Genomic DNA, 22,662 nt, shown 5'->3' with positions numbered 1-22,662 from the left:
CTCTTGGTGCCATCATCTCCCTAAGCCGCTTGAAGGGCGTTTTTATGCTCTGAAAGGTGTGTTACCGTAAGATGAGTTGGCTCAATTGCCCGCAGGGATCGTCCTTGAGAAAGCTATTTCTCTTCAAGTTGCAGAGTTGGATGAACAGCGTCATCTGGTTATTCTTAAGTCAAACTAACTTTGTTATTTGTCAATAAAAATATAAATAATTAGTGATGCTAACCACATTTAAGATGTTGCTAGCGTTACTAATTATTCCTTTCCATTGTTTTAATTTTATTTACTGGTTGTTCACAGAAAAACAACGTTATTTTTATATTGATATGATTTTTCTTTCTGATGACAGCTATCGATTTTCTTTATAAATAAAATTTAGGGAAAGTGGGCAAAATAAACATTTAACCTTTTTTATCGATATAGCAGATAAAATTTTATAGGTATAATATTAATTGATTGATTTTAAGTGGAAAAAATAAAAAATCTTTATCATATATTTAATGATAAAAATAATTGATGAATTTTGTTTGGTGTGATACGCATCACGTTTAATTTCGCATTTATCCCATTAATCGTTGCAGAATATTAAATGGTATTTGTGAGCAATCTAGCACCAAAGTTAGAAATTTAAATAATTATTCACTTTTTCGCTACTTATGGATTGAATTCATTTTGGCGGCCCGTATAATTTGCACGTTTTTGTCACTTGACACTCTTAAGCAAAGCCAGTTTTATACAGCATTCAGCAAGACCTGATATGTGATGGTGTACCTCAGGGAGAAAACAAAAGTCATGTCTGTATCCCTTTACAGCGGTAGAATGGCACTGAAACTGTTACTTTTGCAGTTAATGACTTTTGTTATTCTCAGTGTAGCTTTTTGTACCAAAAGTATAGAGTGGGGCGCTTCTGCTTTTGCAGGTGGGTTAGCATGTTGGCTACCAAATGTCATCTTCATGTTGCTTAGCCGCTTCCAAAAAGCGAAAGAAGAAGGTGTTCCAGTACGGATTGCATGGTTTTTCGCGATTAGCGAAGGGGTTAAAGTTATCATTACGATAACTGTGCTGATAGTCGCTTTAGGGGTGTTCAAAGCGGCATTTGCACCACTTGGTGTGGCCTATTTAGCGGTGCTGATTGTGCAGATCATCGCACCTGCCGTAATGAACGGTTAGCGTTTTTAACAACAAAAGGGTAAAAAGCATCATGTCTGCATCAGGAGAAGTTTCAACTTCGGAGTACATAAGCCACCACCTGAAGAATCTTCAGTTGGACTTGCGTACCTTTGAGTTGGTCAATCCCCACGCTAGTGGTTATGAGGCGACGTTCTGGACGTTGAACATTGACTCGCTTTTTTTCTCCATCGTATTAGGAATGTTGTTTCTATTTGTATTCAGAAGAGTCGCGGTTCGCGCCACTGATGGCGTTCCGGGTAAATTCCAGACTGCAGTAGAAATGGTAATCGGTTTCGTTGATAACACCGTTCGTGATATGTATCACGGTAAGAGCAAAGTCATTGCCCCACTGGCTTTAACTGTGTTCGTTTGGGTGTTACTGATGAACGCATTGGATTTGCTGCCAATCGATTTTATTCCTTTAATCGGTGAACACGTCTTCGGCTTACCTGCTCTGCGCATTGTTCCAACAGCAGATGTCAGCGTTACCTTGTCGATGGCTCTGGGTGTCTTTGTCCTCATTCTGTTCTACAGCATTAAGATGAAAGGAATTCGTGGTTTTGCGAAGGAGCTGACATTACAGCCTTTCAACCATCCACTGTTTATTCCAATTAACTTAATTTTGGAAGGGGTCAGCTTGCTGTCTAAACCTATATCACTCGGTCTGCGACTGTTTGGTAATATGTATGCCGGTGAATTGATCTTTATTCTTATTGCGGCTCTTTTACCGTTTTGGTCACAGTGGTTACTCAGCCTGCCGTGGGCGATTTTCCACATACTGATTATTACGTTACAAGCCTTTATTTTCATGGTTCTGACGATTGTTTATCTCTCGATGGCATCTGAAGAACATTAATTTTTATCAATCAATAATAGTGTTTTAACTGAAACAAACTGGAGACTGTCATGGAAAACCTGAATATGGATCTGCTGTACATAGCTGCCGCTATTCTGATGGGGTTGGCGGCTATCGGTGCTGCGATCGGTATCGGCATCCTCGGGGGTAAATTCTTGGAAGGCGCTGCACGCCAGCCTGATTTAATTCCTCTGCTGCGTACGCAGTTCTTTATCGTCATGGGTCTGGTTGACGCCATCCCGATGATTGCTGTGGGCCTGGGCTTATTTATGATGTTCGCTGTTGGCGGCAAGTAAAATAGCAGAACTGCAAATTACGCCAATTCATTAATTGAAATAGAGGTATTGTGCCGTGAATATTAACGCAACAATCCTCGGCCAGGCCATCGCGTTTGTCCTGTTTGTTTTGTTCTGCATGAAGTATGTATGGCCACCAATCATGGCGGCCATTGAAAAACGTCAGAAAGAGATTGCTGACGGTTTGGCTTCAGCAGAGCGTGCCAAAAAGAACCTGGACTTAGCGCAAGCCAATGCGTCCGACCAACTGAAAAAAGCGAAAGCTGATGCACAAGTTATCATCGAGCAGGCTAATAAACAAAAAGCCCAAATTATTGATGATGCTAAAGTAGAAGCCGAGCTGGAACGTAACAAAATTGTCGCGCAAGCTCATGCTGAAATTGAAGCTGAACGCAAGCGCGCTCGTGAAGAGTTACGTAAACAAGTTGCGATGCTGGCTATCGCAGGTGCCGAGAAAATCATCGAACGTTCCGTGGATGAAGCTGCTAACAGCGACATCGTTGATAAACTGGTCGCTGAACTGTAAGGAGGGAGGGGCATGTCTGAATTTGCTACGGTAGCTCGCCCCTACGCCAAAGCAGCTTTTGACTTTGCTGTAGAACACCAATCTCTTGAACACTGGCAAAACATGCTGGCGTTCACTGCCGAGGTCACTCGCAATGAGCAGGTTGGTGAGCTGCTTTCCGGTTCATTGGCACCGGAAACGTTAGCCAAAACCTTTATCACCATTTGTGGTGAGCAGGTTGATGCGCATGCTCAGAACTTTATTCGTGTAATGGCAGAAAATGGTCGCTTGCTGGTATTGCCAGAAGTCTTCCAGCAATTTATCCAATTGCGTGCGTCACTTGAATCAACCATCGATGTTGAAGTGATTTCTGCGTCCGAACTGAATGAGCAGCAGCAGGCTAAAATTTCTGCGGCGATGGAAAAACGTCTGTCACGCAAAGTGAAGCTGAATTGCAAAATTGACAAGTCTGTTATTGCCGGTGTGATTATTCGCGCAGGTGACATGGTGATCGATGGCAGTATTCGTGGCCGTCTGGATCGTTTAACAGACGTCTTGCAGTCTTAAGGGGACTGGAGCATATGCAACTGAATTCCACCGAAATCAGCGAACTGATCAAACAGCGTATTGCTCAGTTCAATGTCGTGAGCGAGGCTCACAATGAAGGTACGATTGTTTCCGTTAACGACGGTATCATTCGTATCCACGGTTTAGCCGATGTCATGCAGGGTGAAATGATCTCTCTGCCTGGCAACCGTTACGCAATTGCACTGAACCTGGAGCGCGACTCCGTAGGTGCGGTTGTCATGGGTCCGTATTCTGACTTAGCCGAAGGCATGAAAGTCAAATGTACCGGCCGTATTTTGGAAGTACCTGTTGGTCGTGGTCTGCTTGGTCGTGTTGTTAACACACTGGGTGAGCCAATCGACGGTAAAGGCGCTGTTGAGCACGATGGCTTCTCACCTGTTGAAGTGATTGCCCCGGGCGTTATCGATCGTCAATCCGTTGACCAGCCTGTCCAGACAGGTTACAAATCTGTTGATGCCATGATCCCAATCGGCCGTGGCCAGCGTGAGCTGGTAATCGGTGACCGTCAGACGGGTAAAACTGCTCTGGCTATCGATGCGATCATCAACCAACGTAATTCTGGTATCAAATGTATCTATGTTGCGATTGCTCAGAAAGCTTCTACCATTGCTAACGTAGTTCGTAAACTGGAAGAGCACGGTGCACTGGAAAACACCATCGTTGTTGTTGCGTCCGCTTCAGAATCAGCGGCCCTGCAATATTTGGCACCATATTCTGGTTGTGCGATGGGTGAATACTTCCGTGATCGCGGTGAAGATGCACTGATTGTTTACGATGACCTGTCTAAACAGGCTGTTGCATATCGTCAGATTTCCTTGTTGCTGCGTCGTCCACCTGGACGTGAAGCATTCCCTGGTGACGTTTTCTATCTGCACTCCCGCCTGTTGGAGCGTGCAGCGCGTGTTAACGCTGAATATGTTGAAAAATTCACCAATGGCGAAGTGAAAGGCCAAACCGGTTCTCTGACTGCACTGCCAATCATTGAAACTCAGGCGGGTGACGTTTCTGCGTTCGTACCAACAAACGTTATCTCCATTACTGATGGTCAGATCTTCCTTGAATCTTCCCTGTTCAACGCAGGTATCCGTCCGGCGGTTAACCCGGGGATTTCCGTATCCCGTGTAGGTGGTGCTGCTCAGACTAAGATCATCAAGAAACTGTCTGGTGGTATCCGTACCGCTCTGGCTCAGTACCGTGAACTGGCTGCGTTCTCCCAGTTTGCTTCTGATCTGGATGATGCAACACGTAAGCAGTTGGATCATGGTCAGAAAGTAACTGAACTGTTGAAACAAAAACAGTATCTGCCGATGTCCATTGCACAGCAGGCTCTGTCCCTGTTTGCTGCTGAGCGTGGCTATCTGGAAGATGTCGAAATCGCGAAAGTGGTCAGTTTCGAAGCTGCGCTGTTGGCATATGCTAGCCGTGAACATGCTGATCTTCTGAAAGAGATTGACCAGTCTGGTGATTACAACGGAGAGATTGAAGCTAAGCTGAAAGCTCTGTTGGAATCCTTCAAGGCGACTCAGTCCTGGTAACACTATTCGGCCCTGTTTGATTCTGTTGATGAATAAAAAACATGGGCCGTCTGGTTAATGAGGAGAAGCAGAAATGGCCGGCGCAAAAGAGATACGTACCAAAATCGCCAGTGTGCAGAACACGCAAAAAATCACTAAAGCGATGGAAATGGTCGCCGCGTCCAAAATGCGTAAAACGCAGGATCGCATGGCAGCCAGCCGTCCTTATGCAGAAACCATTCGCAGTGTGATTGGACACCTTGCGTTAGGTAATCTGGAGTACAAACATCCATACCTTGAAGAGCGCGAAGTGAAGCGTGTTGGGTACGTGGTTGTTTCGACTGACCGTGGTTTATGTGGCGGTTTGAACATTAACTTGTTCAAAAAATTGCTGATAGAAATGAAAGACTGGTCTGATAAAAGCGTTCAGGTTGACTTAGCGCTTGTTGGATCGAAAGCGGTTTCTTTCTTTTCTTCTGTTGGAGGCAACATTGTTGCCCAAGTAACAGGGATGGGAGATAACCCATCATTGTCCGAATTGATCGGGCCAGTCCACGTCATGATGCAAGCATATGACGAAGGGCGTCTGGATAAACTGTATATAGTGACAAACAAGTTCATGAATACAATGTCTCAGGTTCCGACGATCACTCAGTTATTGCCTCTGCCAGCCGGAGACGATGAAACACTGAAGAAGAAGTCCTGGGATTATCTGTATGAACCTGATCCTAAGGCGCTGTTGGATACCCTGCTGCGCCGCTATATAGAATCGCAAGTTTATCAGGGCGTCGTTGAAAACCTGGCTAGTGAACAGGCCGCACGAATGGTAGCGATGAAAGCCGCGACCGATAACGGTGGCAACCTGATCAAAGAGTTACAGTTGGTTTACAACAAGGCTCGTCAGGCCAGCATCACTCAGGAACTCACCGAAATCGTTTCGGGTGCTTCTGCGGTTTAACAGCTAGGTTTACGAATTACGTAGAGGATTCAAGATGGCTACTGGAAAGATTATCCAGGTAATCGGCGCCGTAGTGGACGTCGAATTCCCTCAGGACAGCGTACCGAAAGTATACGATGCCCTTGAGGTTAAAAACGGTGAAGAAAAATTGGTGCTGGAAGTTCAGCAGCAGTTAGGTGGTGGTATCGTTCGTTGTATCGCAATGGGTACCTCCGATGGCCTGCGCCGTCATTTGGACGTAACTGATTTAGGGCACCCAATCGAAGTACCAGTGGGTAAAGCTACACTGGGCCGTATCATGAACGTATTGGGTGATCCAATTGACATGAAAGGTGAGATCGGCGAAGAAGAGCGCTGGTCAATTCACCGTACAGCACCAACCTATGAAGAGCTGTCCAACTCTCAGGAACTGCTGGAAACCGGTATCAAAGTCATGGACTTGATCTGCCCATTCGCTAAGGGTGGTAAAGTGGGTCTGTTTGGTGGTGCGGGCGTAGGTAAAACCGTTAACATGATGGAGCTGATCCGTAACATCGCGATCGAGCACTCAGGTTACTCCGTGTTTGCTGGTGTTGGTGAGCGTACCCGTGAAGGTAACGACTTCTATCATGAAATGACCGATTCAAACGTACTGGATAAAGTATCTCTGGTATACGGTCAGATGAATGAGCCACCAGGAAACCGTCTGCGCGTTGCACTGACTGGCTTGACCATGGCGGAAAAATTCCGTGATGAAGGCCGTGACGTTCTGCTGTTCGTTGATAACATTTACCGTTATACCCTGGCAGGGACAGAAGTATCTGCACTGTTGGGTCGTATGCCATCTGCGGTAGGTTACCAGCCAACACTGGCGGAAGAGATGGGTGCTCTGCAAGAGCGTATCACTTCAACCAAAACTGGCTCTATCACCTCCGTACAGGCGGTTTACGTACCTGCGGATGACTTGACTGACCCATCACCAGCGACAACCTTTGCTCACTTGGATGCAACTGTCGTATTGAGCCGTCAGATCGCGTCTCTGGGTATTTACCCTGCGGTTGACCCTCTGGATTCAACCAGCCGTCAGCTTGATCCACTGGTTGTTGGTCAGGAGCACTATGATGTTGCCCGTGGCGTTCAGTCTATCCTGCAACGTTATCAGGAGCTGAAAGACATCATCGCTATTCTGGGTATGGACGAACTGTCTGAAGATGACAAACTGGTTGTGGCACGTGCCCGTAAGATCCAGCGCTTCCTGTCTCAGCCATTCTTCGTTGCAGAAGTCTTCACCGGCTCACCAGGTAAATTCGTTTCTCTGAAAGACACCATCCGTGGCTTCAAAGGTATCCTGAACGGTGATTATGACCACCTGCCAGAGCAGGCGTTCTACATGGTTGGTACCATCGACGAAGCTGTGGAAAAAGCGAAAAAGCTTTAATACGGCTGACGGGAGGTTGATATGGCTGCAATGACGTTCTCCCTGAACGTAGTCAGTGCTGAAAAACAGATGTTTGAAGGACTGGTACAGAAAATTCAGGTGACAGGCAGTGAAGGTGAATTGGGGATCTATCCTCAGCACACACCACTGCTTACTGCCATAAAACCGGGCATGATACGTATTGTTAAACAGTTTGGTGAAGAAGAATTTATCTACCTGTCAGGTGGAATTCTTGAAGTTCAGCCAAACGGCGTTATCGTACTGGCCGATACAGCGATCCGTGGTAAGGATTTGGACGAAGCTAAAGTGCTTGAAGCCAAGCGCAAGGCGGAAGAACATATCCGTAATTCTCACGGCGATGTTGATTATGCTCAGGCATCTGCTGAATTGTCGAAAGCGATCGCGAAACTTCGCGTTATCGAATTGACAAAAAAAATGATGTAATAAGTACCCGATAGATTTTGAATTGCGCCCAACTGAGCTGCAACTTGAAAGATTAAGGGTATAGGCAGTGAGATAAAAAGCCAGTTAGTGAAAGCTAACTGGCTTTTTTGCATTGCGAAATATGTAGCAATTTATTTCGTAAACAGGTTTACTTTCATACTTAAAATTGGGAATTGTTAGGTTTCTTATGTCTATTAGTGAAAACTGTGCCAGTGAAAACAGTATCAGTGCAAAAAGTGTTGTGATCCTTGCCGCAGGTAAAGGAACGCGCATGTATTCTGATCTTCCTAAAGTTCTGCACTTGCTGGCTGGTAAACCAATGGTTCAGCATGTCATTGATATCGCAATGGAATTAGGTACGCAAAATGTTCATCTGGTTTATGGACATGGTGGTGACCTGATGAAACAAACACTCTCCAACCAAAATCTTGCCAACCAAAATTTAAACTGGGTACTGCAAGCTGAACAGCTTGGTACTGGTCATGCCATGCAGCAGGCCGCCCCACATTTTTCGGATGATGAAGATATTCTGATCCTTTATGGTGATGTCCCTTTGATCGCCAAAGATACCTTAGAGCGTCTGATCGACGTTAAGCCAGAAGGCGGTATTGGTTTATTAACGGCTATTTTGGATAACCCAACCGGATATGGCCGGATCATCCGCGAAAATGGCGACGTAACGGGCATTATCGAACAGAAAGATGCGACGGAAGAGCAGCGTAAAATCAACGAAATTAATACCGGTATTTTGGTGGCAAATGGCGGTGATTTGAAACGTTGGCTATCCAAGTTGGAAAACAACAACGCACAGGGCGAATATTACCTTACCGATGTTATTGCGATCGCACATAAAGAAGGGCGCCAAATAAAGGCAGTACACCCAAGCCGTTTGAGTGAAATGGAAGGGGTCAATAATCGCCTTCAACTTTCCGCACTGGAGCGTATTTACCAGTCTGAACAGGCAGATAAATTATTGCTGGCGGGTGTCATGTTATTAGATCCTGCTCGTTTTGATTTGCGTGGAACATTGGAACACGGCCGTGATGTAGTGATTGATACCAATGTGATTATTGAAGGCCATGTCACACTGGGAAATCATGTTCATATCGGTTCTGGTTGTATCCTGAAAAATTGCATTATTGGTGATGGCACGGTAATTAGCCCTTATACCGTAATCGAAGATTCTGAACTTGCTGCTGAGTGCACCGTTGGGCCTTTTGCCCGTTTACGCCCCGGTTCTAAACTGGCGGAAAAAGCGCATGTTGGCAATTTCGTCGAAATGAAAAAATCCTCTCTTGGCAAAGGTTCCAAGGCGGGTCACCTGACTTACCTTGGTGATTCTGAAATCGGTAATAATGTGAATATTGGAGCGGGAACAATTACCTGCAACTATGATGGTGCCAATAAATTTAAAACCATCATTGGCGATGATGTATTTGTTGGTTCTGATACCCAGCTTGTTGCACCTGTTACAGTAGCGAAAGGCGCAACTATTGGTGCAGGAACCACAGTAACAAAAAACGTTGCTGAGAACGAATTGGTTATCAGCCGCGTGAAGCAAACCCATATTCAGAATTGGCAACGTCCTGTTAAGAAAAAATAAATAAAGATATATCCATAATAATAATCCCCATCTCTACAAAGCTCGGGGACGGCAATAGCCGAAACACAATCAGGCTGGCGACATAAAAAGGGCTTTATTTGCCCTGTTCTTAGGAATAAAACAAAATGTGTGGAATTGTTGGTGCAGTAGCACAACGAGATATTGCAGAAATTCTGATCGAAGGTCTTCGTCGCCTGGAGTACCGAGGTTATGACTCTGCGGGTATAGCTGTCGTTGACAGTGAAAACCGTATGACCCGCCTGCGTGAAGTGGGTAAAGTACAAATGTTGGCTGATGAAGCAGATAAACAGCCAGTCATTGGTGGCACAGGGATTGCTCATACTCGTTGGGCGACTCACGGTGAACCAAACGAACGCAATGCCCATCCTCATCTTTCTGAACATATTGCGGTTGTGCATAACGGCATTATTGAAAACCACGAAGAGCTGCGCGAAGAGTTAAAAGCGCGTGGTTACATCTTCTCTTCTGATACAGATACAGAAACTATCGCCCATCTTGTTCATTGGGAACAGCAACAAGGCGGCTCATTGCTGGAAGTGGTTCAGCGTGTGATCCCACAATTGCGTGGCGCTTATGGCACTGTGATTATGGATAGCCGTCATCCTGATGTACTGGTAGCAGCACGCTCTGGCAGCCCATTGGTGATTGGTTTGGGGATGGGGGAAAACTTCCTTGCCTCTGACCAACTGGCGTTACTGCCAGTAACTCGTCGCTTTATCTATCTGGAAGAAGGTGACATTGCAGAAATCACCCGCCGTACCGTTCGTATCTTTGATGTACAGGGCGAAGCGGTTGAGCGCGAGCAAATTGAATCCAACGTTCAGTACGATGCAGGTGATAAAGGTGTATACCGTCACTACATGCAGAAAGAGATTTACGAACAGCCAATGGCGATCAAAAGCACATTGGAAGGCCGTTTGAGCAATGGTCAGGTAAATCTGTCAGAACTGGGCGCTAACGCAGCGGAATTATTGTCTCAAGTTGAGCATATCCAAATTGTTGCCTGCGGTACTTCTTACAATGCAGGAATGGTTTCGCGCTACTGGTTTGAATCTTTGGCGGGCATTCCATGTGATGTTGAAATCGCTTCTGAATTCCGCTACCGCAAGCCGGCGCGCCGTAAAAGAAGCCTGCTGATCACCCTGTCCCAATCTGGCGAAACGGCGGATACTCTGGCTGCATTGCGTTTATCTAAAGAATTGGGTTACCTGACTTCACTGACCATCTGTAACGTGGCAGGTTCCTCTCTGGTACGCGAATCAGAATTTGCCCTGATGACCAAAGCCGGGGCAGAAATCGGCGTAGCATCCACCAAAGCCTTCACCACACAGTTAACTGTGTTATTGATGCTGGTAGCATATATGGGGCGCCTGAAAGGTGCAGATGCAGCACTGGAGCAAGATGTTGTCCACGCTCTGCATGCGTTGCCAAGTCGTATTGAAAGCATGTTGTCTAAAGACAAGCTGATTGAATCACTGGCGGAAGACTTCTCTGAAAAACATCATGCACTGTTCCTTGGTCGTGGCGATCAATATCCGATCGCGGTTGAAGGTGCGCTGAAACTGAAAGAGATTTCTTACATTCACGCAGAAGCTTACGCAGCCGGTGAGCTGAAACATGGCCCGTTAGCACTGATTGATGCGGATATGCCGGTTATTATCGTTGCGCCAAACAACGAACTGCTGGAAAAACTGAAATCCAATATCGAAGAAGTTCGTGCCCGTGGCGGTTTGTTGTATGTCTTCGCTGATCAGGATGCAGGTTTCACTAACAGCGAAAACATGAAGATCATCTCCCTGCCACACGTAGAAGAGTTGATCGCACCGATCTTCTATACCGTGCCACTGCAATTGTTGTCTTACCACGTTGCATTGATCAAAGGCACGGATGTGGATCAGCCACGTAACTTGGCGAAGTCGGTGACGGTGGAGTAAAACCCATCTGTTTTAATATAGAAACATAAAGAAGATTAAAACTCTCTAAATCCGGTTATGCGTAAGCTGACCGGATTTTTTTATTCTTAACTGAATAAAAACATTTAATCGGACGATCTCATGTTGTTAACGATAAGAAAATTCTACTTATAAGTATCATGGTTTTTAGCGGGAATAGTCGTTCTATTTAGATAAACTTGAAATAATGCTTACTAAGAATTTAAAAAAAATGACATCAAATGCAATTGAAAATGATGAGCAACTCAAACGTCATCGGCAGGTTTTCCTTTCGCTCAGTGAAATGATGGCGATCCTCATTTTATTCCATATGAGTCACTATCGGGCATTCAAAACGTTTTATCTTCAACATGTTAAAAAATATTTTCATCACGATTTCCAGATCTGGTCAGTTATATGTGAATGTTAACGTTGAAAATGAGGACACTCATTCCCTTGTGTCCCTTTCTTACTTTAAATACATGTCGTTAAAAAATTTGAAACAGTTCGACACCGACAACCAGACGGCGTTTAAACCAGCAAATAGGTGCCACTCAGTTGTTAAACTTCCATCTTATGCGTACGGCTTACAGCCGTACATAATTGCATCTGGCTCCACTAAATGCTATCTTCCATCAGTACAATATATACACAAAAACTATTCCTACAAACGAGTAAGAAATAGTAATTATCAAACAACAGGAGTGACCTAGAATGGCAACGGTATCAGTGGAAAAAACGCTCAAGGCGGCTAAAAATGCCCGTGTAGAGTTAAAAACCAGCACCGAACTAAAAGAAATCTTACGTCAGGCCGCGCAGGTTGCGGGTGTTGATTTAAGTGCTTTTATCTTGAATGCGGCTTTTGAGCGGGCGGAGGAAGTTCTGGAAAACCAAAAACGTCGTGAATTAGATGAAGAAAACTGGCGTACCTTGAATGTACTGATTGCTGAACCCGCATCTCCAACACTTGCTTTATGTGCTTTGATGAGAAAGAGCAAAGATGGAAAAGCGATTAAATGAAATCATGGTTGAATACATTTGTGTGAACTATCAGAGCGATATGACATACCCGGGTCAAAAAGCTTTTGATTGTGGCAATCATGTTATTAATCGTTATGTTCGCAATAGTCTTAAGAGCAACGTCGCCAATGGAAATTGTGTTGCCAAAGTCCTAATTGACACTAAAACGGGTGAATTACTCGGAGTCTGTAGTTTTACTGGCTATTCACTGGCAAAATCTCGGCTCAGTGGCGTATTAAGCGGCTCAATGCCAAGTGACCTTTCTGTTGTTCGTTTGGTGATGCTGGGAGTATCAGTTAAACATCAAAAGAAAGGATATGGTCATGTTTTAATGAGGGAATTTTTAGGGCATGCCATTAAAGTTCATAATGTGATGCCAATTAAGGGAATATTTTTGGATGCTGATCCTGATGCCGTTGCATTTTACACACTTCTCGGATTTGTTGAATTGGGAATTCCTGCATCCAATGGAACAACTCCCATGTTTTTAAAAATTCAGGATTTATTGGCATCTATACGTGGAAGCTGACCGGATTTTTTATTAGTGCGCAGGGCATGGCCCGTAGTGTTGCAACAGGCGCTGTTTTCAATTCAGTGGAATGTTGGCGGTCCGGTGGTTTTAGTTTCATATATCAGTTTATGTTATAAGAGCATCAGTATTTATTATGATGTCTCAGGAATTCTTTACTACGCTTAAACAGTAACTTGCTGCGATTAAGGCAACAATTTAACAGTTTAACGAAGAATATGAGCCACGGGCATGAGTTTTGCTCAGTTGGCAATAAATGGAATTCCTCTGATGACAATTGAAAAAATCACCCTGAACTACCCAGAATCCAAGAGTGCGGATATCACTCAAGAAAATATCGATCAACTTAAACAGCTTTTCCCTGAGGTATTTTCTGAAGGAAAAATCGACTTTGACGCTTTAAAAGCTGTGCTTGGTGAAGTCGTTGATGATTCAGATGAGCGCTATAACTTCACTTGGCATGGTAAAACCCGCGCACGTCAAATTGCCCAAACTCCATCAACAGGTACGCTACGCCCTTGTAAAGAAGAAAGTGTGAATTGGGATACCACAGAGAACCTTTTTATTGAAGGTGATAACCTTGAAGTGCTTAAATTGTTGCAAAAGGCCTATCACAAGAAAGTTAAGATGATATATATCGATCCTCCTTACAATACGGGCAAGGATTTTGTTTATACTGATCATTTCCAAGATAATATAAAAAATTACTTAGAAGTAACTGGTCAAGTAAGTATTGATGGTAAAAAATTAAGTACTAATACAGAAGCTTCTGGACGTTACCATTCTAATTGGTTGTCTATGATGTATCCTCGCTTGAAATTAGCAAGGAACCTTCTTAAAGAAGATGGAGTGATATTTGTATCTATAGATGACAATGAGTCCTCAAATCTAAGAAACATCATGAACGAGATTTTTGGTGAGACAAATTTCGTAGCTGATGTGTGTGTCGTAAATAACTTAAAAGGCAGAAATGATAAAAAGAATATTGCGACAGCAAATGAAAGACTTCTGATGTACAAAAAATCAGACTTGTTTGAAGAATATGGGCTAGACCTCACAGATAGCAAAGTTAAAGATTACAAATTCTCTGATGAAAACGGAAGGTATCGCCTTATTGAGTTACGTAAACGTGGAGGAGCAGATACGCGGGAAGAAAGACCAAATATGTATTATCCGTTCTACGTGGATCCCATGACGGGAAATGTGAGTCTAGAACAAAGTGAAGTCTTTTCTAAGATAGTACTTCCAGCAAAGTCAAACAATGTAGATGGTCGTTGGAGGTGGGGGAAAAGTACAGCTAGCCTGAGATTAGATAGTTTAATTGGTCGAACAGTTCGAGATAGCGATAAGCGCAATATATATGAAAAAGATTACTTAGATCAATCAGGAACTATCAAACGTGTAAAACCAAAATCAGTTATGTTTGGCACTGACTATTCGACTGATGGCGCGACAAAGAAATATAGAGCGCTCATGACTGACGTAGATTTTGATAATCCAAAGCCTGTTGAATTTATTGAAGATTTAGTCGTGTATTCTTGTCCTCCAAATTTAAATGAAATCTGCATGGATTTTTTCTCGGGTTCGGGAACCCTCGCTCATGCCATAATGGCTCGAAATTCAAAAGATAATGGTAATCGTAAATTTATTGCTATCCAATTACCTGAGCTACTTATAAAACCTATAAGCGAATACAAGAAAATAAGCGATATCACTAAGAAAAGAATCCGGAGAGCTGGTGATAAAATAGCATTAGAAAACTCTAATGTGGATACTGGCTTTAAAGCGTTTACTTTGAGTGACACCAATATTAACAGCTGGGACGCTGATTTTGATGATCTAGAATCAGTTATCCAACAAGCAGCTAATTCCATAAAAGATAATAGAAGCTCAGAAGATATTCTTTATGAAATCCTACTTAAATACGGTATTGAATTGACCACCCATGTTGAAGAAGCAATTGTAGAAGGTAAAAGAGTATTTGTTGTTGGCACAGGTGCCTTAATGGTTTGCTTGGACGATGGTATCACTGAACAGGTGGTTGAGGGCATCGTCAAACTGAAAGAAAAATTCAATCCAGAAAGTACTCAAGTCGTTTTTAAAGACCAAGGCTTTGCCGACAGCGTAGTGAAGGCCAATACGATTCAGATCCTGAAGCAGTATGGTATCAACGATGTGAAGAGCATTTAAGGTGATGGTAATGAAGATTCAATTTAGATCGGACTTATCACACCAAATAGATGCGGTTGAGGCTGTTTTAGGTGTGTTTGAAGGGCAGGAAACATTTCAATCCAATTTCACTGTAGCTGATAATATGCTGGCGAATCAGCAGCTAGATATCTTTGGTAAGAACAACGACATCGGTGTTGGTAATATTCTCGCTTTATTGCCTGATGAGATTTATGCCAACACACGTAATGTCCAGTTAAAGAATGGCTTGCCACAGGTTGAAAACGTCAAACAAGAACTGCCAAGTCTAGATTTCAGCATTGAGATGGAAACTGGTACAGGTAAAACCTATGTGTACCTGCGTTCTATCTTTGAGCTAAATCAGCGTCATGGACTGACAAAATTTATCATCGTGGTGCCGTCTATTGCGATTAAAGAAGGTGTCTATAAATCACTGCAAATCACTGAGCAGCACTTCCGTGAGCAGTACAAAAATATCCAGTATGACTATTTTGTCTATGACTCATCAAAGCGCGAACAGATCCGTAACTTTGCTACCAATGATTACATCCAAATCATGGTGATCAATATTGATGCGTTCAGTAAGTCATTCACCGATCCGACAAAGGAAACTACCGCGAATCTGATTCACCGTACAGATGACAGATTGAACGGGATGAAGCCTATTGAATTTATTCAGGTTACTCGCCCTGTGGTAATCATTGATGAACCACAATCAGTAGTATCAACGGCAAACCGAAAAGAAGCGATTGGCAGCTTAAAACCGCTGTGTACATTCCGTTATTCAGCCACGTTGAAGGAAGCGCCACATCTGCTGTATAAACTTGACGCTATCGATGCCTATGAACGTAAACTGGTTAAGCAAATTGAGGTTGCTTCTCTGGATGTTAAGGACGGGCACAACCAAGCCTACATCAAGCTAGTGAGTGTTGATAATAAGACGTCCCCCATTTCTGCCAAGATTGAAATTGACGCTCAAACACGCACAGGTAAGCTGCAACCACGTAAGGTAATAACTATCAAAGATGGTCAGATTAATGACTTATTCGAACTTTCGGGTGGGCGTAGTGTTTATGAAGGCTATATTGTTAACGATATTTATTGCGAAGAAGGTAATGAGTATATTGATTTTACCAGTCGCGATGAAATTGTGCGCCTTGGGCAAGCCATTGGTGAAGTGGATTCAGAGGCCTTTAAGCGCATTCAAATAGCCAAAACTATCGAAGAGCATCTGGAAAAAGAGCTGAAATTCTATCACAAGGTAACAACGGGCTATGACAGGCTCGAGCACCCGAAAATTCTAAGCCAGAAAGGGATTAAGGTGCTGAGTCTGTTCTTTATCGATAAGGTTGCCAACTACCGCGGCTACTCTAAAGATGGCGTTCCTGTTCAGGGTAAGTTTGCCAAGTGGTTTGAAGAAGAGTTTGCCAGGCTGGTTAGCAAGCCCAAATATCGCGTGTTATACCCGATAATCTGGGATCATGATGGAGATAAATACACCATCAACGAAGCCGCGTTGCGAGAACTCATTCAAGCGGTGCATGATGGCTACTTTGCACAGGACAAGAAAAAAGATGCTTCTGGCAAACCTCAGTTTGCTGATTCGAAGCTTTCATCTAAAGGCGAAGGGGGAAAAACTGCGGCCGATGAGTCGGCCTATAACCTGATCATGAAAGACAAAGAAAAGCTTCTATCTATAGACGAGAAGCTGCGCTTCATCTTTTCACACTCAGCACTGAAAGAAGGCTGGGACAACCCGAATGTTTTCCAGATCTGTACGTTGAATGAAACCAATTCAATCACTAAAAAACGACAGGAAATCGGTCGTGGCCTACGTTTAGCCGTTGATCAATCGGGTGAGCGCGTGCCTTATGGTTTTGAGGTAAATACGCTGACCGTTATGGCAAACGAATCTTATGAAGGCTTTGTTTCTGAACTGCAAAAAGAGATTGAAGCGGAAGAAGGCATTAAATTTGGTGCGGTTGAGTCTCACCAATTTGCCAACATTGTTGTTTCTGGCGGACTGGATCAGAAAGCCTTCTTGGGGGCGAAGAAGTCAGAAGAGATCTTCCGGCACCTTATGTTTCAAGGTTATATCGATGCCAAAGGCAAGATTCAGGATGCGCTGAAAATTGCCATTAATAACAACGAGGTGAGTCTGCCTTCCAGTGTCACTGAGCATACTGATGCCATCGTTGCCACGTTGAAGAAACTGACAAAAGGCTTGAACGTGAAAAAACACGAAGAGAAGCGCTCTGTCGCTTTGTGTGAAGATACAAATGGTAAGCAGGTTGTACTTGGTGAAGCCTTTAAGGCGCTTTGGGGGCGCATTAAATACAAAACAACTTATCGTGTTAACTTTAATATCAACGACCTGGTTGAAAACTGTATCAAGGAAATTAGAGAGAACGTGGTGGTAGCCAGCGCCAAGTTTCAGTACACCAAAGTTAAGGTTGCGGTTACTGAAGCCGAACTGGAAACCTACGATGAGAAAACCAAAATCCAGTATTATCGCAATCGCAACTTCCAGTTGCCTGATATCGTGACTTATCTGACCGATCAGACCAATCTGACCCGTCAGACAATTATCGATATTCTGCTGGGTTTGGGCGATAAGTTGGAAGCCTTCAAAAACAACCCTCAGCGCTTTATCGAGTTAGCTGGTGAGGTTATTCGTAAACAAATGCGTATTGTCATTGTAGGTGGTGTTAAATATCACCGTCTTGGTGAAGAAACATACTATGCCCAAGAGCTTTTCCAGGAAGAAGAGCTGACTGGCTACCTCAAAGATATGGTGAAAGCTGAAAAATCGATATATGACTATATCATTTGTGATTCAGATACCGAGTTTAACTTCGCCGAAAAGCTAGAACGCGCTGAAGAAGTGAAGATTTATTCCAAGCTGCCATCTTGGTTCAAGATTGATACCCCGCTGGGCAGTTACAATCCTGATTGGGCGGTATTAATTGACAAAGATGATGGAATGGGAGAGCAGCTTTACTTCGTGGTTGAAACGAAATCAAGTATATTCTCAGATGATCTGCGTGAGGCTGAACAGGCTAAGATCAAGTGTGGCGTTGAGCATTTCAATGCGTTAAGCAAAGACAAAGATGGCAAAGAGATACCCAATGCTGCCAAATTTGTCAAAGTCGATAACTTTGATACGTTCAGTGCTCATTTTTAATCTTTATGTACGGCTATCAGCCGTGCATAATTGCTTAGTAGATATTTAATCATCAAATGATTCTCTTTGACTGGTTACTTGATCAGGGCGTTCAGATAAAAAATCGTCAGCCACGGATTGACCTAAGAGAAAAAAACTATCCCATGTATTTTGAACAGGTGTGATAGTACGTTCCTTGCCTTTTGCTCTGATCATTAACATCCTGATACTCCCCCCATATAAATGCAAATGGTTGTCCCTGCAAATAAAAAATAACATGACATATTGAACAGCAAGCTACTTATCTGATTAGAAAGCCTTTTTGCAGGAGGGGGTAACATGAATAACCATTATGATGTTTTGATTATGGGAGCTGGAATTTCTGGCATTGGTATGGCATGTCATCTGGCAAGAGAATGTCCTAACAAGAAAGTAGGGATCTTGGAGCGTCGCCATAATATAGGTGGAACCTGGGATTTATTTCGCTACCCAGGTATTCGCACAGATTCCGATATGATGAGTTATGGCTATAAATTTCGTCCTTGGACAGAAACCAGTATTTTTGCAGATGCACCTTCAATCAGGCGCTATCTCCATTCAGCGGCGGAAGAGTATGGAATTAATAAGAAAATACAGTTTGGATTAAAGATCACCCAAACTAATTGGTCAAATGAAACTCGCCAATGGATTATTACCGCGATTGACGAAACCAGTGGGGAAACTCGGCAATTTACCTGTCATTTTCTTGTCGGTGCGACAGGTTACTACAACTATGATGCTCCTCATTTACCCAAATTTCCCGGTCTTGAAAATTTCAAAGGTCCGGTCATTCACCCCCAACATTGGCCTGAAACATTAGATTACAAAGGGAAGCGGGTTGTTGTGATTGGGAGCGGCGCAACTGCTGTCACTTTACTTCCAGCCATGGCCAATGACACTGAACATATCACCATGCTTCAGCGTTCTCCGAGCTACATTTTTTCAATACCGGAAAAAGATAAGATGGCGGAGTTTTTCAACGGCATTATTCCACCACGTTGGATTTACGCGTTAAGCAGAAGTCGTAATATCTTCTTTTTCAGTTCGATATATAAAGTAAGTCGGTATTTTCCCAAGCTGTTGAAATCGTTTTTGCTGGGGTTAGCTCGCAGGAAGGTCGGCCCTGATTTTGATATGAAACACCTTACGCCAAAGTACATGCCATGGGATGAACGGCTGTGCTTTGTTCCCGACAGCAATCTATTTAAGGTATTGAGAGAAGGCAAAGCGTCTATCGTTACCGACCAGATTGAACGTATAACTGAAAACGGTATTTTATTGCAGTCTGGTAAAGAACTACCTGCGGATATCATAGTGACAGCAACAGGGCTGCAATTACAATTGATGGGCGGAATTGAGCTTTTAGTTGATGGACAACAACAGCAAAGCAATAACCTAATGCTCTATAAGGGGACATTGATACAGGATATCCCTAATTTCGCCTATTTGTTTGGTTATATCAATAATGCCTGGACATTGAAAGTTGATCTATCAGCAGAATATATTTGTCGCTTGTTAAACGAGATGGATCGCCGCCATGCCACGGTTGTAACCCCACATGCTCAATCGGGTGAAATATTGTCCAATGAGCATATTTTTGGTGCATTGCGATCGGGGTATGTACAACGTGGTGAATTTGGCCTTCCTCGTCAGGGGCGCAGCCCAAATTGGTATGTTCCACACGATTATAAAAAGGATAAAGAAGTTATAGGGCAACCAGTAGATGATATGGCATTACGCTGGAAGTAACTTTTTAATATCCGACAAAACAAGCCAATTAGTTAAACAATCGTGTGACCGAATTGACAATGCAGCTCCAGCAGTTCGAGAACTTTTGCAGGCAGAACAGGTGATAAGGCAGTAGAAATTAGAACGGCCAGTGCCAAAAAATAAACCCAACCGTAACTATGGGCCTAGCATGTGATTTCAACTGCTCATGAGAGTAAAAAGGGGGAAGCTTTATCGTTTTGAAAAGCGATAAAGCCCCTGATTAATCCTATTTTGAGAATAAAATTAATCTTTTTAGTGAGTTATATCAAAGTAAGCGGGTTCTGTTAATGAACACTCTTCCGCTGATATGATTGATGAGGCTATGAAAATAACAGGTTTTTTGTGATTATCGATATATGGAATAGAGACTTCTATTGTTTGAGTGTATAACTGACCCCAGTCTTCGAATGTGATTGGTTTCTTCCCTTTTACCAATTTATTTCTCTCAATTAGGGAAGAGGTCGCTTTCATTCGATCAAGCTGTTTATTTCTCTCGACTGCTGCATCTATCACTTTTTGAGCAGCCCAAGATTCGGTTGTTGCACAGTAATCTAAAGCTTCTTTTGTTGAATCTTTCGCTGAAGATAATGCAATACTAGGAACAAATAACATTGCAAGTAAAATGAATTTTTTCATACTTATTCCACCACTAACTCTCTATCTACAGAGCTGATTATTTCCCTTCTGGCATCAGGCCCTACAATGATACAACCTTCTGATGCTTGCCCAGGATTTTCTCTACTATCTCCATGAATTCTAAAAAGGTCTCTTCCATACATATTATTACAATCACACGGTTCCAGAATGATAGTCATTGGTCCTTTGCTGCTTGTATATCCCCCTATAGTATATTTTCCTCTAGGAATAGGGCCTTTCCCGCGTATTGATTCTGATGCAGGGTTGTTTTTATGTATCCCTTTCCCACTATATCCGCCACGATAAACTAATCTGTCGTTATGATATAGGTCACCTGAGTATTGATGATAAGTCCAAACCATTTAAAACTCCTTTTTAGATTTTATGGATATAGAGAATAGATATAAAGTACATTGAGTGAAAAGCATTGCATGTGCTTATACTTACTTTATCATTCATTTATCGTAGTGTTCAATAACCATAAAGATTAATTATTAGATAGAAATGTTAATAAATATTAATTTATATTGGAATGTTCCACTTTATATTTTTAATTTAAGTTGGTTTAATATAAATTGAATTTAAGTTAATCTAATCCGATCTAATTTTAATTAAACCGTAAGTAGATTTATTTGATTTTAGGCCGCTATATTTTTAACAAAATAAGTCTCATATCCTAAACGTTCTGATGTCACCGTTGGGCAATTCGACACATAGGCTAAGTTTCCCGACTATAGCTCTTGGAGAGAAGTTAGCTTCCTCTCTCAATAGCTGTAATCCGGTCTTTAAAATGAATTCTCCCGCCATATTTTTTGTTTTTCTGAACTAGCGATGTGTAATGATCCATTTTTTAGTAAGCCAAGAGAAAACTACCCCTGCGAGAGTACCAAAAATATGTCCTTCGGTTTGTTGCCACGGCAGCAAACCGAAGGCAATTCCTTGATAGAAGATGAACACCAGAATCGCAAAGAAGAAATCCTTAAACCTTCTCAGGAAATAAGCATTAGCCAGTAATAATCCCCATAAACCAAAAATCCAGCCGCTGGCACCAATATGTATGGCAGCACGGCCAAATAACCAGAGCAGAGTTCCCTCCGTCAAGATAATAAACAGGCTGGCCAGTAAATAATAACGAATGGAGTGAGTCATCAGCAATGCACTGAGTACTAATAAGACGGGAACGTTACTAAACAGATGCTCCCAACTGCCATGCAGGAAAGGAGAGAAAGGGATACCAATTAGCCCTTGAACATGGCGGGGAATAAGGCCGAAATGATTTAAGGCATACCCCGTGAAGCTATTAATTAACTGAATGGTGATCAGTATTAAAGCTATTCCTATAAGGATATTTAAGCGTTGTTTAAACCATACTGTCATCATTGCCTCCCTGTTAAGAATTGGAAACGGCTTACTAAGACTTTCTTTCCCTATCATAACAGAGAACATGAGAATTATCGGTTCTCTCTTGCTGAAGGACTATCTAATTTATTTTTCTACTTTTTTTACTCCGTTTTCTATCGGTTATTTCCGGATCATGTCCAGGTAAAGGTGAATTAATATAATCTGCCAACTGATGATAATTAAACAGGATAAAGAAAAAGCAGCCAAGCATAATAATTATACAGATAAAGAACGCATGTATTCCTTTGATATTCAGAGCAAATAGAGACATCAATGCGATTAAATTTGGAAACAATGATAATCCAAGAGTTCCCAGGATAATATTGGAGAAAGTCCTTAATGGAGGAATTTTCTGCAATATAGCGAATATGAAGAAAGGAATAAACAGGCCAAAGGTTGATATGGCAATGACGTATCCGGGTTCTTTTTCCATCATATCGGCAAAACCAAATAGTTCAAAAGGGATGGTCAGCATGAAATTTCCTTATTTATCACTGGCACTGATATCAAGCATGGTGCGTGGTTGATAACCTAATATTCTGGCAAGTATCAGATTAGGGAAGGTTTGAATGCCAGTATTATAGAGAGCAACACTCTCATTAAAAAATTCACGG

Annotated in this window: 21 protein-coding genes and 3 pseudogenes; 18 read left to right on the top strand and 6 right to left on the bottom strand. The window is 42.8% G+C overall.

What is annotated here, in order from left to right; translation table 11 throughout:
• The 17 genes and pseudogenes from gidB to AB204_RS06455 form a co-directional block, all read left to right on the top strand.
• Positions 1–178, top strand: a pseudogene (gidB, locus tag AB204_RS21260) (16S rRNA (guanine(527)-N(7))-methyltransferase RsmG); the annotation flags it as partial.
• Positions 179–789: 611 nt separating this feature from the next.
• On the top strand, positions 790–1,167 hold the full coding sequence (gene atpI / locus AB204_RS06530; RefSeq protein ID WP_047962572.1) for a F0F1 ATP synthase subunit I: 378 nt from the start codon (positions 790–792) through the stop codon (positions 1,165–1,167).
• A gap of 31 nt (positions 1,168–1,198) precedes the next feature.
• Positions 1,199–2,023 (top strand): F0F1 ATP synthase subunit A, encoded by an 825-nt coding sequence (gene atpB / locus AB204_RS06525; protein WP_047962571.1) that lies wholly within the window; start codon positions 1,199–1,201, stop codon positions 2,021–2,023.
• 50 nt (positions 2,024–2,073) lie between these two features.
• Positions 2,074–2,319, top strand: coding sequence for a F0F1 ATP synthase subunit C (gene atpE, locus AB204_RS06520; protein ID WP_047962570.1), 246 nt, complete (start codon positions 2,074–2,076; stop codon positions 2,317–2,319).
• Between the two features lie 55 nt (positions 2,320–2,374).
• Complete coding sequence (atpF, locus tag AB204_RS06515) at positions 2,375–2,845, top strand: F0F1 ATP synthase subunit B (RefSeq protein ID WP_047962569.1); 471 nt, start codon at positions 2,375–2,377, stop codon at positions 2,843–2,845.
• A 12-nt stretch (positions 2,846–2,857) separates the two neighbouring features.
• On the top strand, positions 2,858–3,391 hold the full coding sequence (atpH, locus tag AB204_RS06510) for a F0F1 ATP synthase subunit delta (protein WP_047962568.1): 534 nt from the start codon (positions 2,858–2,860) through the stop codon (positions 3,389–3,391).
• Positions 3,392–3,405: 14 nt separating this feature from the next.
• Complete coding sequence (gene atpA, locus AB204_RS06505; RefSeq protein WP_047962567.1) at positions 3,406–4,947, top strand: F0F1 ATP synthase subunit alpha; 1,542 nt, start codon at positions 3,406–3,408, stop codon at positions 4,945–4,947.
• 73 nt (positions 4,948–5,020) lie between these two features.
• Positions 5,021–5,884, top strand: a complete 864-nt coding sequence (gene atpG, locus AB204_RS06500) for a F0F1 ATP synthase subunit gamma (protein ID WP_047962566.1) — start codon at positions 5,021–5,023, stop codon at positions 5,882–5,884.
• 34 nt (positions 5,885–5,918) lie between these two features.
• Positions 5,919–7,301: a F0F1 ATP synthase subunit beta gene (gene atpD / locus AB204_RS06495; RefSeq protein WP_047962565.1), complete on the top strand. Its 1,383-nt coding sequence runs from the start codon at positions 5,919–5,921 to the stop codon at positions 7,299–7,301.
• Positions 7,302–7,322: 21 nt separating this feature from the next.
• Entirely contained in the window at positions 7,323–7,745 is a 423-nt protein-coding gene (locus AB204_RS06490) for a F0F1 ATP synthase subunit epsilon (protein WP_045967700.1), read from the top strand.
• A gap of 187 nt (positions 7,746–7,932) precedes the next feature.
• Positions 7,933–9,348: a bifunctional UDP-N-acetylglucosamine diphosphorylase/glucosamine-1-phosphate N-acetyltransferase GlmU gene (gene glmU, locus AB204_RS06485; protein WP_047962564.1), complete on the top strand. Its 1,416-nt coding sequence runs from the start codon at positions 7,933–7,935 to the stop codon at positions 9,346–9,348.
• Positions 9,349–9,473: 125 nt separating this feature from the next.
• Entirely contained in the window at positions 9,474–11,303 is a 1,830-nt protein-coding gene (glmS, locus tag AB204_RS06480; protein WP_047962563.1) for a glutamine--fructose-6-phosphate transaminase (isomerizing), read from the top strand.
• Positions 11,304–11,547: 244 nt separating this feature from the next.
• Positions 11,548–11,720 (top strand): annotated as a pseudogene (locus tag AB204_RS24110) (IS982 family transposase); the annotation flags it as partial.
• Between the two features lie 294 nt (positions 11,721–12,014).
• Entirely contained in the window at positions 12,015–12,320 is a 306-nt protein-coding gene (locus tag AB204_RS06470) for a type II toxin-antitoxin system TacA family antitoxin (protein ID WP_047962561.1), read from the top strand.
• A complete protein-coding gene (locus AB204_RS06465; RefSeq protein WP_047962560.1) occupies positions 12,301–12,849 on the top strand; it encodes a GNAT family N-acetyltransferase in 549 nt (182 codons plus the stop codon). Before AB204_RS06470 ends, AB204_RS06465 begins: the two co-directional genes overlap by 20 nt.
• Before the next feature lie 231 nt (positions 12,850–13,080).
• Entirely contained in the window at positions 13,081–15,039 is a 1,959-nt protein-coding gene (locus tag AB204_RS06460) for a site-specific DNA-methyltransferase (RefSeq protein WP_235428040.1), read from the top strand.
• A gap of 10 nt (positions 15,040–15,049) precedes the next feature.
• Positions 15,050–18,223: a type III restriction-modification system endonuclease gene (locus AB204_RS06455; protein WP_047962559.1), complete on the top strand. Its 3,174-nt coding sequence runs from the start codon at positions 15,050–15,052 to the stop codon at positions 18,221–18,223.
• Positions 18,224–18,268: 45 nt separating this feature from the next.
• Here AB204_RS06455 and AB204_RS22695 read toward each other — a convergent pair whose 3' ends face one another.
• Complete coding sequence (locus tag AB204_RS22695; protein WP_161796539.1) at positions 18,269–18,424, bottom strand: AbrB/MazE/SpoVT family DNA-binding domain-containing protein; 156 nt, start codon at positions 18,422–18,424, stop codon at positions 18,269–18,271.
• 117 nt (positions 18,425–18,541) lie between these two features.
• On the opposite strand from AB204_RS22695, the gene AB204_RS06445 reads away from it, so the two are divergent.
• Positions 18,542–19,990 (top strand): flavin-containing monooxygenase, encoded by a 1,449-nt coding sequence (locus AB204_RS06445; protein ID WP_047962557.1) that lies wholly within the window; start codon positions 18,542–18,544, stop codon positions 19,988–19,990.
• Positions 19,991–20,263: 273 nt separating this feature from the next.
• On the opposite strand, the gene AB204_RS22275 is transcribed toward AB204_RS06445, so the two are convergent.
• The 5 genes and pseudogenes from AB204_RS22275 to AB204_RS21250 form a co-directional block, all read right to left on the bottom strand.
• Positions 20,264–20,647, bottom strand: a complete 384-nt coding sequence (locus AB204_RS22275; RefSeq protein ID WP_072061400.1) for a hypothetical protein — start codon at positions 20,645–20,647, stop codon at positions 20,264–20,266.
• Between the two features lie 2 nt (positions 20,648–20,649).
• A complete protein-coding gene (locus tag AB204_RS06435; protein WP_047962556.1) occupies positions 20,650–21,009 on the bottom strand; it encodes a tlde1 domain-containing protein in 360 nt (119 codons plus the stop codon).
• A gap of 463 nt (positions 21,010–21,472) precedes the next feature.
• A complete protein-coding gene (locus tag AB204_RS06430) occupies positions 21,473–22,027 on the bottom strand; it encodes a rhomboid family intramembrane serine protease (RefSeq protein WP_324292609.1) in 555 nt (184 codons plus the stop codon).
• Positions 22,028–22,127: 100 nt separating this feature from the next.
• Positions 22,128–22,523 carry a hypothetical protein gene (locus tag AB204_RS06425; protein WP_047962554.1) on the bottom strand — a complete coding sequence of 132 codons (396 nt, stop codon included), beginning with the start codon at positions 22,521–22,523 and terminating at the stop codon, positions 22,128–22,130.
• Positions 22,524–22,532: 9 nt separating this feature from the next.
• Positions 22,533–22,655, bottom strand: a pseudogene (locus AB204_RS21250) (LemA family protein); the annotation flags it as partial.
• Positions 22,656–22,662: the final 7 nt, after the last annotated feature.

The sequence above is a fragment of the Xenorhabdus khoisanae genome, assembly GCF_001037465.1.
Classification (GTDB): Bacteria; Pseudomonadota; Gammaproteobacteria; order Enterobacterales; family Enterobacteriaceae; genus Xenorhabdus; species Xenorhabdus khoisanae.
This window is presented reverse-complemented; position numbering and strand designations above follow the sequence as displayed.